The sequence below is a fragment of the Porphyrobacter sp. GA68 genome, assembly GCF_022605525.1.
Lineage (GTDB): Bacteria > Pseudomonadota > Alphaproteobacteria > Sphingomonadales > Sphingomonadaceae > Qipengyuania_B.
This window is the reverse complement of the sequence record NZ_JAKQYJ010000001.1, coordinates 228752-244456: the sequence shown is the minus strand read 5'-3', so window position 1 is coordinate 244456 and position 15705 is coordinate 228752. Positions and strand designations below refer to the sequence as shown.

16 protein-coding genes are annotated in these 15705 nt (G+C 67.0%); 12 read left to right on the top strand and 4 right to left on the bottom strand.

The genetic code is table 11. From position 1 onward, the window contains the following. Positions 1 to 46: 46 nt before the first annotated feature. The 3 genes from LHJ54_RS01215 to LHJ54_RS01205 are packed head-to-tail and all read right to left on the bottom strand — an operon-like array spanning position 47 to position 2706. Entirely contained in the window at positions 47 to 1078 is a 1032-nt protein-coding gene (locus LHJ54_RS01215; protein ID WP_228241844.1) for an LLM class flavin-dependent oxidoreductase, read from the bottom strand. Continuing rightward, positions 1075 to 1959, bottom strand: a complete 885-nt coding sequence (locus tag LHJ54_RS01210) for a tetratricopeptide repeat protein (RefSeq protein WP_228241843.1) — start codon at positions 1957 to 1959, stop codon at positions 1075 to 1077. Before LHJ54_RS01210 ends, LHJ54_RS01215 begins: the two co-directional genes overlap by 4 nt. Continuing rightward, positions 1960 to 2706 carry a carboxylesterase gene (locus LHJ54_RS01205; protein ID WP_228241842.1) on the bottom strand — a complete coding sequence of 249 codons (747 nt, stop codon included), beginning with the start codon at positions 2704 to 2706 and terminating at the stop codon, positions 1960 to 1962. A 308-nt stretch (positions 2707 to 3014) separates the two neighbouring features. Here LHJ54_RS01205 and thrS point away from each other — a divergent pair, with 308 nt between their 5' ends. After that, complete coding sequence (gene thrS / locus LHJ54_RS01200; RefSeq protein ID WP_228241840.1) at positions 3015 to 5024, top strand: threonine--tRNA ligase; 2010 nt, start codon at positions 3015 to 3017, stop codon at positions 5022 to 5024. Next, complete coding sequence (locus LHJ54_RS01195) at positions 4979 to 5437, top strand: DUF305 domain-containing protein (protein ID WP_228241838.1); 459 nt, start codon at positions 4979 to 4981, stop codon at positions 5435 to 5437. Before thrS ends, LHJ54_RS01195 begins: the two co-directional genes overlap by 46 nt. An 18-nt stretch (positions 5438 to 5455) precedes the next feature. Here LHJ54_RS01195 and LHJ54_RS01190 read toward each other — a convergent pair whose 3' ends face one another. Then, entirely contained in the window at positions 5456 to 6964 is a 1509-nt protein-coding gene (locus LHJ54_RS01190; protein ID WP_228241836.1) for a YifB family Mg chelatase-like AAA ATPase, read from the bottom strand. A 131-nt stretch (positions 6965 to 7095) separates the two neighbouring features. Between LHJ54_RS01190 and LHJ54_RS01185 the strand changes: the two genes are divergently transcribed. From LHJ54_RS01185 to LHJ54_RS01140, 10 genes are all read left to right on the top strand, one after another. After that, positions 7096 to 7983, top strand: coding sequence for an alpha/beta hydrolase (locus LHJ54_RS01185; protein WP_228241834.1), 888 nt, complete (start codon positions 7096 to 7098; stop codon positions 7981 to 7983). A 110-nt stretch (positions 7984 to 8093) separates the two neighbouring features. Then, positions 8094 to 8228: a 50S ribosomal protein L34 gene (gene rpmH / locus LHJ54_RS01180; protein WP_036801591.1), complete on the top strand. Its 135-nt coding sequence runs from the start codon at positions 8094 to 8096 to the stop codon at positions 8226 to 8228. A 156-nt stretch (positions 8229 to 8384) separates the two neighbouring features. Next, complete coding sequence (rnpA, locus tag LHJ54_RS01175; protein ID WP_228244255.1) at positions 8385 to 8750, top strand: ribonuclease P protein component; 366 nt, start codon at positions 8385 to 8387, stop codon at positions 8748 to 8750. Further along, on the top strand, positions 8747 to 8956 hold the full coding sequence (gene yidD / locus LHJ54_RS01170) for a membrane protein insertion efficiency factor YidD (RefSeq protein ID WP_228241827.1): 210 nt from the start codon (positions 8747 to 8749) through the stop codon (positions 8954 to 8956). The genes rnpA and yidD overlap by 4 nt, the downstream gene beginning before the upstream one ends. A 93-nt stretch (positions 8957 to 9049) precedes the next feature. After that, positions 9050 to 10807, top strand: coding sequence for a membrane protein insertase YidC (gene yidC, locus LHJ54_RS01165; protein WP_228244254.1), 1758 nt, complete (start codon positions 9050 to 9052; stop codon positions 10805 to 10807). Continuing rightward, a complete protein-coding gene (yihA, locus tag LHJ54_RS01160) occupies positions 10804 to 11448 on the top strand; it encodes a ribosome biogenesis GTP-binding protein YihA/YsxC (protein ID WP_228241825.1) in 645 nt (214 codons plus the stop codon). Before yidC ends, yihA begins: the two co-directional genes overlap by 4 nt. 92 nt (positions 11449 to 11540) lie before the next feature. Then, positions 11541 to 12200 (top strand): glutathione S-transferase family protein, encoded by a 660-nt coding sequence (locus LHJ54_RS01155; protein WP_228241824.1) that lies wholly within the window; start codon positions 11541 to 11543, stop codon positions 12198 to 12200. Then, positions 12200 to 13081, top strand: coding sequence for a S1/P1 nuclease (locus LHJ54_RS01150; RefSeq protein WP_228241823.1), 882 nt, complete (start codon positions 12200 to 12202; stop codon positions 13079 to 13081). Before LHJ54_RS01155 ends, LHJ54_RS01150 begins: the two co-directional genes overlap by 1 nt. 132 nt (positions 13082 to 13213) lie before the next feature. Next, the gene (gene dapE / locus LHJ54_RS01145; protein WP_228241822.1) at positions 13214 to 14338 is read left to right on the top strand and encodes a succinyl-diaminopimelate desuccinylase; all 1125 of its coding nucleotides are present in this window, start codon (positions 13214 to 13216) and stop codon (positions 14336 to 14338) included. Positions 14339 to 14363: 25 nt separating this feature from the next. Continuing rightward, positions 14364 to 15602, top strand: coding sequence for a dicarboxylate/amino acid:cation symporter (locus LHJ54_RS01140; protein WP_228241821.1), 1239 nt, complete (start codon positions 14364 to 14366; stop codon positions 15600 to 15602). The last annotated feature ends 103 nt before the right edge of the window (positions 15603 to 15705 follow it).

Genomic DNA, 15705 nt, shown 5'->3' with positions numbered 1-15705 from the left:
ACGCCGCTTAGGCCCGGTGGTGAGGGGGTGCAAGCGGGCGCAGCGCTTATTGCGCGGCGCTGGTCAGTCGTTCCGCCGCGGGGGATTGCGTCTGTCGCTGCTGAAGTGCCTGCATTGTGAGTTCCAGCGAACGCACCCGGGCCGCCGGATCGAAGGTGGCGCCGGCCACAATGACCTCGTCCGCCCCGGTCCGCTCCACAAAAGCGGCCATCGTTGTCGTCACCTGTTCGGGTGTGCCGACCGCCGCTGCCTGGCCGAGATGATCGAGCAGGGCACGTCCCTGCGGCGGCAGCGTGTCGCGATAATTCGGCACAGGTGGCGGAAGTTTACCCGGGTTGCCCGCCCGCAAGCCGACAAACGACTGCGCCTGGCTTGAGGCGATCAGCTCTGCTTCCTCACGTGTGTCGCCGCAAAAGACGTTCATCGCCACCATCACATGCGGCCGATCCAGCTGTGCGGATGGCTCGAACCGTTGCCGGTATAGCGCCAGTGCCGTGTCCAGATGGTCCGGGGCGAAGTGCGCGGCGAAAGCATACGGCATACCGAGTTTGGCCGCGAGCGAAGCGCCGAACAGGCTGGACCCCAGGATCCACAGTTCCGGCCGGGAGCCGAACCCCGGTGTGGCCTTCACCGGCAGGTCGAGGTCGCCGGTGATGAGGGCGCGCAGTTCCACGACATCCTGAGGAAACATCTCTGCGGCTTCGCGCAGGTTCTTGCGGAGAGCCCGTTGCAACTCCGGCCCGGCACCCGGCGCGCGGCCAAGCCCCAGGTCCACCCGGCCCGGGAACATGGCATCCAGTGTGCCGAACTGCTCGGCGATCTGGAAGGGTGTGTGATTGGGCAGCATGATACCGCCCGAACCGACCCGGATGGATGCAGTGGCCGCTCCGATCCGGGCCAGCACCACGGATGTTGCGCCCCCGGCGATCCCGTCCATCGCATGATGCTCAGCCACCCAGAAGCGGCGATAGCCTGCCCGTTCAGCGGCCTGTGCCAGTGCCACCGACGCGCCCAGCGCCTCTGCCACCGTGCCGCCTTCCCTGACCGGCACCAGATCGAGGACCGAGAGAGGGATCATCTGCTGGCCGGCTCGGGTGCCGGCGCGGCGGCGCCATCCAATTGCGCGAGATAGCTTTGTGCAGTTCGCGCCATGGGTGTTCCCGGCGCGACCGTCAGGACGGACTGCCAGCTCTGCCGGGCCGCGTCGATGCGTCCATCCAGCGCGGCGATGATCCCGGCTTCCAGCGCCACCTGCGGCGCGCGGGGCGCGAGTTGCGCGGCGCGCTCGATCAGCGCCTGCGCTCCTGCCAAGTCGCCCACTCCCCGCGACAGCATGGCCGACAGCAGCCATACTTCGGCGTTCTGCGGCCACACTTCCCGTGCCGCCGACATGCTCGCTTGCGCTTCGGTCAATTGGCCAAGCTGCGCCCGCGCGGCCGCAGCGTCGAGTTGCAGGCCCAAGGCCAGCTCCTGCTCGCCCGCCTTCAGTGCCTCGGTTCGCGCCGCATCCAGCGGCGTTACCGCCTCTGCCCCGTCGCCACCCAACAGTGCGGCATTGCCCGCGAGACCGCCAAGCCGGGCAGCATAGGCCGGGTCTTCTCCGACCGCATCGTTCTGGGCCGCAGCAAAGGCTGCCTTCGCCTCTGCGAACCGGCCAAGTTGCACCAGCGCCAGGCCGGCGCAATGGCCGGCTTGCGCCCGTGCGGCGCCGCCTGTTTCTGCCTGCCAGGAACTGGCCGCGCTCAATGCCTCGGCCGGGTTGGTGGCAATCACGGAGAGGCAGCGTTCCAGGCGGCTGGATATCTCCGCGCCAGTGGCCGGCGCGTCGCCGCGACCAGGTGCTGCCGGCGCAGCGGTGCGCGGCGGTTGCGACGGCAGGGTCGGCACCGCGTTGGGATCGCCGGGCAGGGCAGGGCCAACCTGCACGGCCGCCAGGATCAGAACGGTTGAAGGGGTCACTTACGGTTCTCCGGCGGGATGCATGGCTTCAACGGTCCGCAACAGCAGCGCAATGTCCTCATCACGCGACAGGCGGTGGTCGCCATCCTTGACCAGCGTCACCTTTACCGCATCCGAACGCAGGCGTCCGGCGAGGTGGAGGCTGAGTTCCCACGGCACGTCCGGATCGCGTTGTCCGTGTAACAGGTGAACAGGGGCATCCACCGCCACCGTTCGGTTGAGGAGCGCATGCCGCTCCCCATCCTGCCAGAACACGGGGTGGGTCGGCGTAGGGTCAAAGCCATATGGATTGTCCTTCAGCACAACCTCTCCGGCGCGCAGCTTCGCCTTCTGTTCCGGGGTGAAGCCCCAATCGGTGAAGTCGGGCGCCGCGGCGATCCCGACCATGCCCGCAATTTGCCCGCCCAGCGCCTCGGCCGCCAGCAGCATCAGCCAGCCGCCCATGCTGGACCCGATCAGCAGCACGGATCCGGCGACTCGCGCCTTCACCAGCGCCACCACCTCGTCGCGCCACTTGGTCAGCGTCCCGTGGGCAAATTCCCCGGTGCTGGCCCCGCAGCCGGAGTAATCGAGGAGGAGGCATGCCTGTCCGCGCTGTTCGGCCCACGCCGCCAGCGCCGTCGCCTTGCTGCCGGCCATGTCCGACATGTAGCCCGGCAGGAACACAAGGGTCGGCCCGTGCCCGGCCAGATGGCGAAAGGCGATTCGCCGCCCGTCGGACATGGCGTGATGAGAAACAGCGCTCATGCAAGCAGATGTCGGGGCGATGCCCAAAGGATGCAAGCTGCGGTCGCTTCGACCTCAGGCAGACGCCGTCGCTTGCCCTAGATGTCAGCCGGCGTTATTCTCGGCCAATGCCAGGATTACGGACGCAGGCCACGACCACTACCACCGGCGATTGCCGGAGGCTGCCGGTCGCGTAACGCCGCGATCCGCAGCCGCCCGGTTCGGGTGGCCGCGGCGCTCCACCCGGAAAACCGTCCTTCTTCAACGCCGCGCTTTTTCCGCAAGCCCGCTTGTGCCAAGGGGCGGCGGACGGTTGGAACGGATAGACAATGACACAGCTTCTCAAGATCAGCCTGCCTGACGGTTCGGTGCGCGAGGTGGAACCAGGCGCCACGCCCGCCGACATAGCTGCTGCCATCGGGCCGGGCCTCGCCAAGGCTGCGCTGGCCGCGCGGATCGACGGGGAACTGCGCGACCTCAACCGCCCGCTTGAGGGGGACGCGCGGCTGGAACTGGTGACGAGCCGGGACGAGGCCGACGCACTGGAGCTTGCCCGCCACGATTACGCACACGTTCTGGCTGAAGCGGTTCAGGCGCTGTGGCCCGACACGCAGATCACCTTTGGCCCGGCGACGGAGGATGGCTTCTACTACGACTTCGCCCCGTCGGCGGAGCGGGGACCGTTCACCGAGGAAGACCTGCCGGTGATCGAGGACAAGATGCGCGAGATCATCCGCGCGGACAAACCCCTGACCCGCGAGGAATGGAGCCGCGACCGGCTGATCGCCTGGTTCCGCGACAAGGGGGAAACGTTCAAGGCGGAATGGGCGGCGGAATTGCCGCAGGGAGAGCCGCTGACCGTTTACCATTGCGGTCCCGTGGGGGCGCAGGACACCTGGCTCGACCTGTGCCGCGGGCCGCACCTTGCCTCCACCGGCAAGCTTGACCCGCACGCGTTCAAGCTGACGCGGGTATCGGGCGCGTACTGGCGCGGCGACCAGAAGAACGCCATGCTGTCGCGCATCTACGGCACGGGCTGGCTGAACAGGAAGCAGCTCGACGCGCACCTTCTCCGGCTGGAAGAAGCGGCCAAGCGCGACCACCGCAAGCTGGGCCGCGAAATGGACCTGTTCCACCTCCAGGAAGAGGCGCACGGCTCCGTCTTCTGGCACCCCAAGGGCTACCGCATCTGGCGCGAGCTGGAGGCGTATATGCGCCGCCGGATGGACGCGGGCGGCTACCGCGAGATCAAGACGCCGCAGCTGATGGACGTGCGCCAGTGGGAGGCGTCGGGCCATTGGGGCAAATACGCCCAGAACATGTTCGCCGTGCCCGACATCGTGCCGGATGTGGACGCGGAGGCCGGCGTCGCCTCGCCCAAGGTCGCGCCCGATGCCGACTGGATGGCGATCAAGCCGATGAACTGCCCGGCGCACGTGCTCGTGTTCAAGCAGGGCATCACGTCCTACCGCGATCTGCCGATCAGGCTGGGCGAAATGGGCTGCTGCCACCGCAACGAGCCGCATGGTGCGCTCCACGGCCTGATGCGGGTGCGCCAGTTCACGCAGGACGACGCGCACATCTTCTGCACCGAGGCGCAGGTGGTGGACGAGGTGCGCCGGTTCATCGAACTGGCCGACGCGGTGTACCGCGACTTCGGCTTCACCTACGCCATCAAGCTGGCGCTGCGGCCGGACCAGCGGTTCGGATCGGACGCGGATTGGGACAAGGCCGAGGGCGAGTTGCGCGACGCGCTACGCGCGCTGGGTGTCGAATGGGAGGAGCTGCCAGGCGAAGGCGCATTCTACGCCCCCAAGCTGGAATGGCACCTGACCGACGCTATCGGCCGCACCTGGCAGGTCGGCACGATCCAGTCGGACCGCGTGCTGCCCGAACGGCTCGACGCCACCTATGTCGGCGAGGACGGGGGCAAGCACCGGCCCGTGATGCTCCACCGGGCGATCTTCGGATCGTACGAACGGTTCATCGGCATCCTGATCGAGCACTACGCCGGCAAGCTGCCGCTGTGGCTGGCGCCGGTCCAGGCGGTGGTCGCAACCATTGTGTCGGACGCCGACGATTACGCCATGCAAGCAGAAGCGCAGCTACGCGCGGCAGGTCTGCGGGTGACAAGGGACCTGCGCAACGAGAAGATCAACTACAAGGTGCGCGAACACTCGCTGGCCAAGGTGCCGCACCTGCTGGTCGTCGGCAAACGCGAGGCGGAGGAAGGCACCGTCGCGATCCGCACTCTGGGCGAAGAGCGGCAAAGGATAATGAAACTGGAGGAAGCATGCGAAATACTGAAGACCGGCGCGCTGCCGCCGGACCTCCGCTGATGCGCTGGACGTCACCGATCATGGCGGCAGTGCTGCTCGCCGGGTGCCAGGCCGAAGGATCGGCGCCCGCGCCACAGGATGAAGGAGCAGTGGCGACTGCCGCGCCGATGAACCCCGCGCAGCAGGCGTTCGCGGACGTGAACACGCGGATGCACGCGGCGATGGCGAACATCCCGACCGACGCGGACGAGGCGTTCATTCGCGGAATGCTCGCCCACCACCGGGGCGCGGTCGAAATGGCCGAGGTTGAACTTGCCCATGGCGCCAACCCCCAGGCGCGCGACCTGGCGCAGCGGATCATCGACGCACAGGGCGCCGAGATCGCCGAGATGGAGGCGTGGCTGACACAGCGCGGCCTGCCCACGGCAGCACCAACCGGCGCTGCGGCGCAAGTGGATCATTCCGGGCACTAGGCCAGGAGACGGGGCGGCTCAACCGCGCGGCGCAACCCGGCGGTAACTCAGCGCCTCGGCGACGTGGATCCGGCCAATCTCCGCCGCGCCCGCCAGATCGGCGATCGTCCGGGCAACGCGCAGCATCCGCGTATAGCCACGGGCGGACAGGCGCATGGCTTCGGCCGCCTGCATCAGCAGCTTGCCTCCCGCCGCGTCCGGGGTTGCGAACCGATGCAATGCGTCTCCGTCGAGGTCGGCGTTGCAGGCGACGCCAGCGTCTTCGACCCTGCCGGCCTGCACCCGGCGGGCTCGAGCGACGCGGGCGGCCACCTCTGCGCTTCCTTCTGCCGGTGGCGGCAGCGCCAGGTCCGCGGCACTGACCGGGTCCACCTCCACATGCAGGTCGATCCGGTCCAGCAGCGGACCAGACACCCTTCCCTGATAGTCGGCGGCGCATTTGGGGGCGCGGGAACAGGCAAGCGCCGGATCGCCAAGATGGCCGCAGCGGCACGGGTTCATCGCCGCGACCAGCTGAACATTCGCCGGATAGCTGACGTGCGCGTTGGCCCGCGCCACATCCACCTTGCCCGTCTCCAGCGGCTGACGCAGGGAATCGAGCACCGCCCGCTGAAACTCGGGCAGTTCATCCAGGAACAGGACCCCGCGGTGGGCCAGGCTGACCTCGCCCGGCTTCACCTTCAGCCCGCCACCGGTCAGCGCGGCCATGCTGGCGGAGTGATGCGGCGCGCGGAAAGGCCGCGCGCGGCTGATGCGCCCGCCCTCCAGCAGACCCGCGACCGATTGGATCATGCTGACTTCCAGCGCTTCCTGGGGGGTCAGGTCCGGCAGGATGGCGGGCAGGCAACTCGCCATCAGGCTCTTGCCTGCACCGGGCGGCCCGATCAGCAGGAGGTTGTGCCCGCCGGCAGCGGCGATCTCCAGCGCGCGCTTGGCGACCTCCTGCCCTTTGACGCGGGCAAGGTCCGGCCCTGCCGCCGGCGCCGCAACTTCGCCTGGCGGGGGTGGAGCAAGCAGGCGATCACCCTTGAGATGGGCCAGCAGCGCCCGCAGGTCGGGCGCGGCGACCACTGCCGCTCCGCTCGCCCAGCGCGCTTCGGGGCCTTGCGCAGACGGGCAGACCAAGCCCTTTTCCAGCGTGTTGGCGTGCAGCGCGGCGAGCAATACGCCGGGCGACGGTGCGATGCGGCCATCCAGCGCAAGCTCCCCCACGACCACATAGTCATCGAGCTGTTCGGCATCGGTAACACCCATCGCGGCGAGCAGCGCAAGCGCGATCGGCAGGTCGTAGTGTGACCCTTCCTTGGGCAGGTCGGCGGGCGACAGATTGACCGTGATCCGCTTCGGCGGCAGCGCGAGGCCCATGCTGGCCAGTGCGGCCTGCACCCGCTCGCGGCTTTCTCCTACCGCCTTGTCGGCGAGCCCAACCACGTTGAAACGCGGCAACCCGCCCGCAACCTGACACTGCACCTCAACGGCGCGCGCCTCCAGCCCGAGATAGGCGACTGTTCGAACCGTTGCGACCACTTGGCTTGGACCCTTCTGCTGGCGCAGGAATAGGCGGGTGCGGCCTTGGCGCCGGTTAAGCGGCGTGGTTAACACGGGCAAACGCGGCGTCCTTTAGAACTTGTCAAGGATTCCGCGCGAAGCTGCGCGGCATGAAACGCTGGCTTGCACCTCTTATCGCATGCGCCGCGCTCAACGCGGCGCCGGTCCTGGCGCAGACCCCTTCGGGTGACGGGAGCCCGGCGGTCGCGTCCGGCTCCAGCCTCCAGGTATCCCTTGCCCTGGCAGCGATCCGGTTCGCCGTGCCGCACAAGGCGGCACCCCCGGTCTGGCAGGAGGCGCAATACGGCCCTTTCAGGGTTGTGGCACCGGATCGGATTGAAATGGCCGGAGCCACCGACAGCGCGACGCCGGCACAGTTGGCGGCCTTGCTGCGCGACCACCCCGGCGTGCGCAGGCTGACCCTGCTGCGCTGTCCCGGCACGTATGATGACATCGCCAACCTGAAACTCGGCCGCATGATTCGCGAAGCCGGTCTGGCGACCCATGTGCCGGCGAACGGGTCGGTGCGATCGGGGGCGGTGGATCTGTTCCTTGCCGGACGTGAGCGCGTGATCGAAGACGGGGCGGAGTTTGCCGTGCATTCCTGGAGGGACCGCTTCGGTCGCGAGGCGGGCGACTTCGCGCCGGAGGAGGGGCCAAACCGCGCTTATCTGGAGTATTATCGCGCGGTCGGCATGGACCCGGATAGCGCACGCGACTTCTACGCCTTCACCAATTCCGTGCCGCATGCCGATGCCCTGTGGCTGGCGGCCGAAGACATGCGGGGCTGGGTTGCGCGCCTGGAACGGCCTGCCCGGCCAGTTCTGGCTGTTGCGCAAGCGGCCCAGCCGATTGTCGTGCGCGAAGTCGCTGCGGTCGATCTGAGCGCATTCGAGAGCGCGGGAATGGCCCTTCTGGACTTGGCCGCGCCGGAAGCCGAAGGGTGGTCGACCACGCGGCCGGCGTGGGCGTCGCTTGACTCGCACCCACGCCTTTAGTAGCGGCGGGCGGTAAAGGGACGACCGCTGTTCGGCGGTCCCGTTCCGCTGGATAAATGCCGGTCGGCGTACAAGCTGCGGCTGCAAAAGATATTACAAGGATTTGAGCGATGAAGCGGACTTTTCAGCCCAGCAACCTGGTTCGCGCGCGGCGGCACGGCTTTTTCGCGCGCAAGGCGACTCCGGGCGGCCGCAAGGTGCTTCGCGCCCGCCGCAATCGCGGCCGCAAGAAGCTCTGCGCCTGATCCGGTCAATCTCGGGCACGTGCCCGCACGCTCCTGCGTATGACCGGCTTCCGTATGACCGGAACGCCGAACGATCCGGTGGTCAGCGAGGGCGGCGGACTTCCTGAAGCTTCCGTGTTGTTGCCCGCAAGTGCGGCGACCGCGCCGGTCGCCGTCATGCAACGCCGGGCTGACTTCCTGTCCGCCAACCACGGTCTGCGCATCGCCCGGCCGGCATTCGTTCTGCTGGCCCGTCCCAATGGCGGCCGCGGTGTCCGCTTCGGCATCACCGTCACCAAGAAGATTGGCAACGCGGTAGTGCGCAACCGGATGAAGCGCCGCTTTCGTGAATTGCTGCGCGCCAGCCTGCCGATCAGTGGTTTGCCGGACCATGACCATGTCCTGATCGGGCGCGAAGGCGGGGTGGAACGCGATTTCGCCCTGCTCCGGTCTGAATTGGCCGAGGCACTTGGCAGGCTGGCCAGCGGCAAGGGCGATCCGCGGCGGCGCGGTTCCGCCGGGCGCAGGTCGCCGCGCAGATGACGCGGCTCCTTATCCTTGTGGTGCGCGCTTGGCAGAAGGGACCGAGCCGGATTCTGCCGCCCACCTGCCGGTTCATGCCCAGCTGTTCTGCCTACGCGATCGAAGCGCTGGAGAAGCACGGCGCGATTAAGGGTGGATGGCTGGCGGCGAAGCGGCTAGGGCGCTGCCACCCGCTGGGCGGGCACGGCTACGACCCCGTGCCGTAACGCCGGTCGAGCCGGAACGGCTTCGGGTCGATTGCTGCTGCGCACCCGATGACGCGCAGGGCAGGGTGTGACGGAACTGGACCAGAGACGACCTTGGACAATCAACGCAATCTCATCCTTGCCGTGGTGCTGTGCGGCCTTCTCCTGCTGGGCTGGGACGCGGCCATGCGGCTGTTCTACCCGCACGCGGACAACCCGCCGGTCACGGCCGCGCAGCAGGCCGACAACCCGGTCGAGCGGGCAGCGCAGCGGGCCGATCTGGGCGGGGCGCAGGCAATCGAACGCCGGGTCGATCTGGCGACGCAGCTATCGGCGCCGGGCCGGGTCGCCATCGCGGGCGAGCGGATCAGCGGATCGGTCAACGCGCGCGGGGCTCGGATAGACGACATAACCCTGAGCCAGCACCGGCAGGATGTTTCCCGCAACAGCGGGCCGATCCGCCTGTTCGCTCCGCAAGGAACACCGGTGGAGCAATTCGCCCGCTTCGGCTTTCTTCAGAACGGACAGCTGGCGACGGACGAGAATACCGTCTGGCAGGTCAGCGGCGGACCGCTTGCTACCGATCGCCCGGTCACGCTGACCTACACCAGCACCGGCGGGCAGCGTTACACCATCGAGCTCAGCGTCGATGACCACTACATGATCACCGCGCGGCAGACGGTCGCCAACACCAGCGCCAATGCCGTGGTGGTCCAGCCCTATGGCGCAATCGAACGCACCAGCCGCACGGCCAGCCAGGATGTATGGAACGTGCATTCCGGGCCGATCGGTACGTTCGGCGGTGCGGTGAACTTCGACGTCGATTACGACGATGTGGCGGAAAGCGGGCGCATCATGCCGCCTGGTGCGCCGGCATGGCTGGGCTTCACCGACATCTACTGGCTGTCGGCCCTGATCCCGCAGGACGGCGCCCGTGCCGAAGGCAATTTCCGCTCGCTTGGCAACCAGCTGTTCCGCGCGGACCTCATTTACCAGCCAACTACCCTTGCTCCCGGCCAGCAGTACTCGGTCACCACCCGGCTGTTCGCCGGCGCCAAGGAAAGCCGGGTTCTGAACGCCTATCAGGATGCCGGCGTTGCCCAGTTCGGCCTTGCCATCGACTGGGGCTGGTTCCGCTGGTTCATGCAGCCGATCCTGTACATGCTGCTCTGGCTGTTCGAGCTGGTCGGCAACTTCGGCGTCGCCATCATTCTTTTGACTGTGCTGGTGCGCGGGCTGCTGTTCCCCATTGCGCAACGGCAATTTGCCAGCATGGCAGCGATGCGCGCGCTGCAACCCAAGATGAAGGCGCTGCAGGAACGCTACAAGGACGACAAGCCCAAGATGCAGCAGGAGATCATGGCCCTCTACAAGGAGGAAAAGGTCAATCCGCTCGCCGGATGCCTGCCGATGATCCTGCAGATCCCCATATTCTTCGCGCTGTACAAGGTGCTGATCATCGCCATTGAAATGCGTCATCAGCCCTTTGTTCTGTGGATCCGGGATCTCAGCGCCCCTGATCCGGCGCACATCCTGAACCTTTTCGGCCTGCTGCCGTTCGAGGTTCCCGGCTTTCTCGCCATCGGTCCGCTGGCGGTGCTGCTGGGCGTCACCATGTGGCTGACCTTCCGCCTGACGCCGATAACCGATCCCATCCAGAAACAGATGTTCGCCATCATGCCGTGGGTGCTGATGTTCGTCATGGCCCCGTTTTCCGCCGGTCTGCTGCTGTACTGGGTCACGTCCAACGTCCTGACGGTGGCACAGCAGAGCTATCTCTACTCGAAGCATCCGCAACTAAAGGCGGCGGCGGATGCGGAACGGGCGGAAAAGATGCGCGAAGCCGACCGGGCGAAGCAGGAGCGCGCGTGAGCGGCGAGCCGCCTCCAGGTGAAGTCAGGCGGGCGGAACGGCTGTTTTCCGGCCGGGTCGAGTTCCTGCTGTCCGCCCCGCAGCTCAAGTTCCTGCCCGATCCGACCGTGCCGGAGATCGCCTTTGCCGGCCGGTCAAATGTCGGGAAATCGTCGCTGCTGAACGCACTAACGGGACGGCGCGCGATCGCCCGGGCATCCGTGACGCCGGGGCGTACGCAGGAACTCAATTTCTTCGAAGTCGGCGAACCCACCGTTCTGCGTCTGGTGGACATGCCCGGCTATGGTTTCGCCAAGGCTCCGGTGAACGTGGTGGAGCGGTGGAAGCAGCTTGTCCGCACCTATCTCAAAGGGCGGCAGGCGCTGGTGCGGACCCTGGTGCTGGTCGACAGCCGGCACGGGCTAAAGGATGTGGACCGCGAGATGATGCGGATGCTGGATGAAGCCGCGGCGAGCTATCGGCTGGTCTTGACCAAGGCGGACAAGCTGAAGGCGAGCGATTTGGAAGCCGTCATCGCCCGCACCGCTGACGAGGCCAAGACGCACCCTGCGGCCTTCCCCGCGTTGCACGTCACCAGCGCGGAACTGAAGCTGGGCATCGACGAATTGCGCGCCGCCGTGCTGGCCGACGCGGGCGTGTAAGCACCGCGCGGGCGGGACCCCGACGGGTTGGACTTCGTTCTTCCCAGTGCCTAAGCCGCCACCATGACCAGCATGCAAACCGGGGTGCCCACGTGAAACTGATCATTGGCAACAAGAACTACTCCAGCTGGTCGCTCCGCGGCTGGCTGGCGGCCAAGCAGTCGGGTCTCGCCTTTCAGGAGATCACCGTTCCCCTGTTCGGAGAGGAATGGAGCCGGGCGCAGGATGCCGGCTTGCAACCTTCAAGCGGGAAGGTGCCGATCCTGTGGGACGACGAGGTCGTGGTGTGGGACAGCCTCGCCATCATGGAGTACCTGGCCGACAAGGTGGGCCGCGAACGGTTCTGGCCCAGGGATGACGCCGCCCGCGGGATCGCCCGCGCGATGGTGGCGGAAATGCATTCCTCCTTCCAGGCGCTGCGACAGGTGTGCCCGATGAACATCCGGCGGCAGTTCGAGCTGCCCGAGGTGCCCGAGGCGGTTCGGCACGACATTCTGCGTATCCTGCAGCTGTGGGCAGAGGCGCGATCACGCTTTGGTCACGGCGGGCCGTTTCTGTTCGGAACATTCGGTGCGGCCGATATCTACTACGCTCCGGTGGTTACGCGCTTCATGAGCTATGGCATCGGCGTTCCCGGCTTCGCCAGCGCCTACATGGAAGCGATCTGGGAACACGAATGGATGCAGAGCTGGATCGCGGCGGCCGAGCACGAGGAGTGGGTCATAGAACAGTACGAGAAGGTGCCGGTCTGATGCGCCTGCTGTTGCGGGCGGTGGCTGGTGCGCTGGCTTTGGTGGTGGCGGTTCCGGCGCAGGCCTGGGGCGATTTCGGCCATCGCACCACGGCGTCCATCGCGCTCGCCAATGTCAGTCCGGACACCCGGGCAGGCATTCGCGACCTGCTGCGCTATGCAGAGCGGCTGGGCACGCCCGACTGCCCGCTGCGCAGTCTGGAGGATGCGTCCGTCTGGCCCGACTGCCTGCGCGGCGATGCCGCGCGCTGGGCCTACACCTTCCCCTGGCATTATCGCACGGCGCCCGTGTGCGAGGCGTATGACCCGCGCGGCAATTGCGCCAACGGCAACTGCGTCACGGCGCAGATAGAACGGGGTCAGCGGCTTCTCGCCGACGAAAGCTTGCCGCCGAACGTCAGGCTGGAAGCGCTCGCGTTCATGGTCCACTTTGCCGGTGACGTGCACATGCCGCTGCATTCCGGCGACAAGGATGATCGCGGGGGTAACGACCGGGAAGCGGCCTATGGCATCGTCGAAGGGCGCAATCTGCACAGCATCTGGGACGGGCCGCTGGCCGAGCGGGCGATTTCGTCCGCCCGCCCGGCCCTCGTCCGTGCTTACTCCGCCCAGGAACGTGCTGCACTCGCCGGCGGAACGCCGGCTGACTGGGGCCGGGAAAGCTGGCAAACGGCGCGCGACTTTGTTTATCCCAATGCCTTTAACCAAGCCCCCTGCGAAGGCGACCTGCCGCAATCGACGGCGCTGACGCAGGAAGATATCGAAGCCGCGCTGCCGGTGGCAGAGCGGCGGATCACGCAAGCTGGTCTGCGCATCGCGGAACTGCTCGATGCGGCATTCGCACCCGGCAGGCTGCCGCAGCCGGAGCGCGGCCGCCGTTAGAACAGGCGGGTCGATACCGGAGCTCTGCCACATCGGCATCAGAGAGACCGGAGTAACCAGTTGCGTGGGTGTGCGGTATCGCGGCGAGAACGCGCTTTGGCATGGGGCGCGCTCCTGCTAGGCGGCGGGGAAATGCCTCACCCGCTCGACCTTGCCAAGCGCCTCATCGCCGCCCCCTCCGTCACCCCGGCGACCGGCGTCGTGTTCGACGAATTGGATGCAATGCTGCGGCCAATGGGTTTTGCCATCCACCGCTTCATCGCCGGTAGTGCGCCTGACGGGCCGGTGGAGAACCTGTTCGCCATTCGGCGCGGGCCAGCCGGATCGCGCCACTTCGCCTTTGCCGGCCATGTCGATGTCGTGCCGCCGGGCCTTGGGTGGACAGGCGATGCCTTCACACCGGAGGTGCGGGGCGGCCTGCTCTACGGGCGGGGCGCGGTTGATATGAAGGGGGCCATCGCCGCCATGGTCGCCGCGGCTGCCGAGGTGCCGGCGGAGGCTGGCACGATGTCCTTCATCATCACCGGCGACGAAGAAGGCCCGGCGGTTCACGGCACCCGCGCCCTGATCGACCTGATGAGGGAACTTGGCGAATTGCCGAACCTGTGCCTGGTGGGCGAACCGACCAGTGTGCACCGGCTGGGCGACATGGTGAAGATCGGGCGGCGCGGATCGCTCAACATCTGGCTGACGGTGGAAGGGCGCGAGGGGCACGTCGCCTATCCCCACCTGGCCGACAATCCGGTGCCCAGGCTGGTGCGGATGCTGGCGGAAATCGATGCGCTGGTGCTCGATCAAGGGACCGACTGGTTCCAGCCATCCAATCTGGAGATTACCGACCTCAAAGTCGGCAACCCGGCCACCAACGTCATTCCCGCACGGGCGAAGGCGCGCCTGTCCATCCGCTTCAACGACCGGCACACCGGGGCCGCCCTGGCCGAGCGGATCGGCGCGATCGCTTTGGCCCACGGGGGGGAGGCGTTACCGATCATCTCCGGAGAGCCGTTCCTGACCGCGCCGGGTGCGTTTTCCGCGCTGGTCCAGGAAGCCGTTCGGGCAGAGACCGGCCTGACACCCGAACTTTCGACCAGCGGCGGCACGTCGGATGCGCGTTTCCTGCGCAGCGTGTGTCCGGTGATCGAATTCGGGCTGACCAATGCGACCATGCACAAGCGGGACGAGGCGGTGGCGGTCGCGGACCTCGACGCCCTGACCCGCATCTATGCGCGGATTGCGCGAGCCGCGCTGGCGGGGTAGCACCGGCACCCGGAGGGATGCTCGCATGATGAAGAAGTGGTTCGCCATACCCCTGTGGCAGCGTGTCGTCGCTGCCCTGATCCTTGGCGTCATCTTGGGGCGCCTGTGGGGTCCAGGGGCGGAAAGCATCAAGATAATCGGCGACATCTTCGTCGCTTCGATCAAGATGCTGGTTGTGCCGCTCATCTTCTTCAGCCTCGTCAGCGGGGTGGCGGCGATCGGTGATCTGTCCAAGCTGGGCCGGGTCGGCGGCCGGGCCATGCTGTTGTTCATCGTGACCGGGCAGATCGCGGTATGGCTGGGGCTGCTGCTGGGTACTGTGTTCGCGCCTGGCCTGGGCGTGGATACCAGCGCCATCGAGATGGGGGCAGTACCCGAACCGCAGGAAACCGGCTGGCGCGAGATGGTGCTGGGCATCATCCCGCAAAGCCCTGTGCAGGTCATGGCGGATGTCAACGTGCTGCCGCTGATCGTGTTTTCCGTCCTGCTGGGCATCGGCATCCTGATGGCGCGCGAGGACGGGGCGCCGGTGCAGCGCATCTTCGACAGCGGTTCCGTGATCATGCAGAAGGTGACGATGATCGTCATGGAGCTGACGCCGTTCGGCGTCTTCGCCCTGATGGCGTGGGTCGCCGGAACCCTGGGTTTCGACGCGCTGCTGGCGCTGGTGAAGCTGGTGGGGCTGAACTACCTTGGCTGTCTGCTCATCATTGGTGTCATGTATTCCGCGATGATAAAGTTCGTGGCGCGGATGCCGGTGATCCCGTTCTTCCGCGGCATCATCGACGCGATCGCAGTCAGCTATTCCACCGCATCTTCCAACGCCACTTTGCCGGTGACGCTGCGCTGCGCCGAACGCAATCTCGGCATCAGCCCTTCGGTGGCGAGTTTCGTGATCGCGCTGGGAGCGACGATCAACATGAACGGCACTGCCATGTATCTGGGGCTCGCCACCCTGTTCGGGGCGCAGATCTTCGGGGTGGACCTGACCTGGGGGCAGTATTTCCTCATCTCGATCCTGGCGACCCTGGGTGCCGTCGGCGCCGCCGGGATACCGGGTGCGGGCCTCATCATGATGGCGCTGGTCTTCGGCGCCGTGGGGGTTCCGCTGGAAACCATCGCCTTCGTCGCGGGGGTTGACCGGATCATGGACATGATGCGCACCACCACCAATGTGTCGGGCGACGCGGCCGTGGCCACCACCGTGGCCGCCATGACCGGCGAGATCGACCGCCGCGAGATGGTGAGCGCGGATGATGTGTAAAGCGCGCGCACAATAGCTGCCCACCGGCTGCCTGGCCGAAGGCTTGGGCAGCCGGCCGAACAGCCGTGTGCCAAAGGTTGCGCCGGCTATGGTCCGCCGGCCC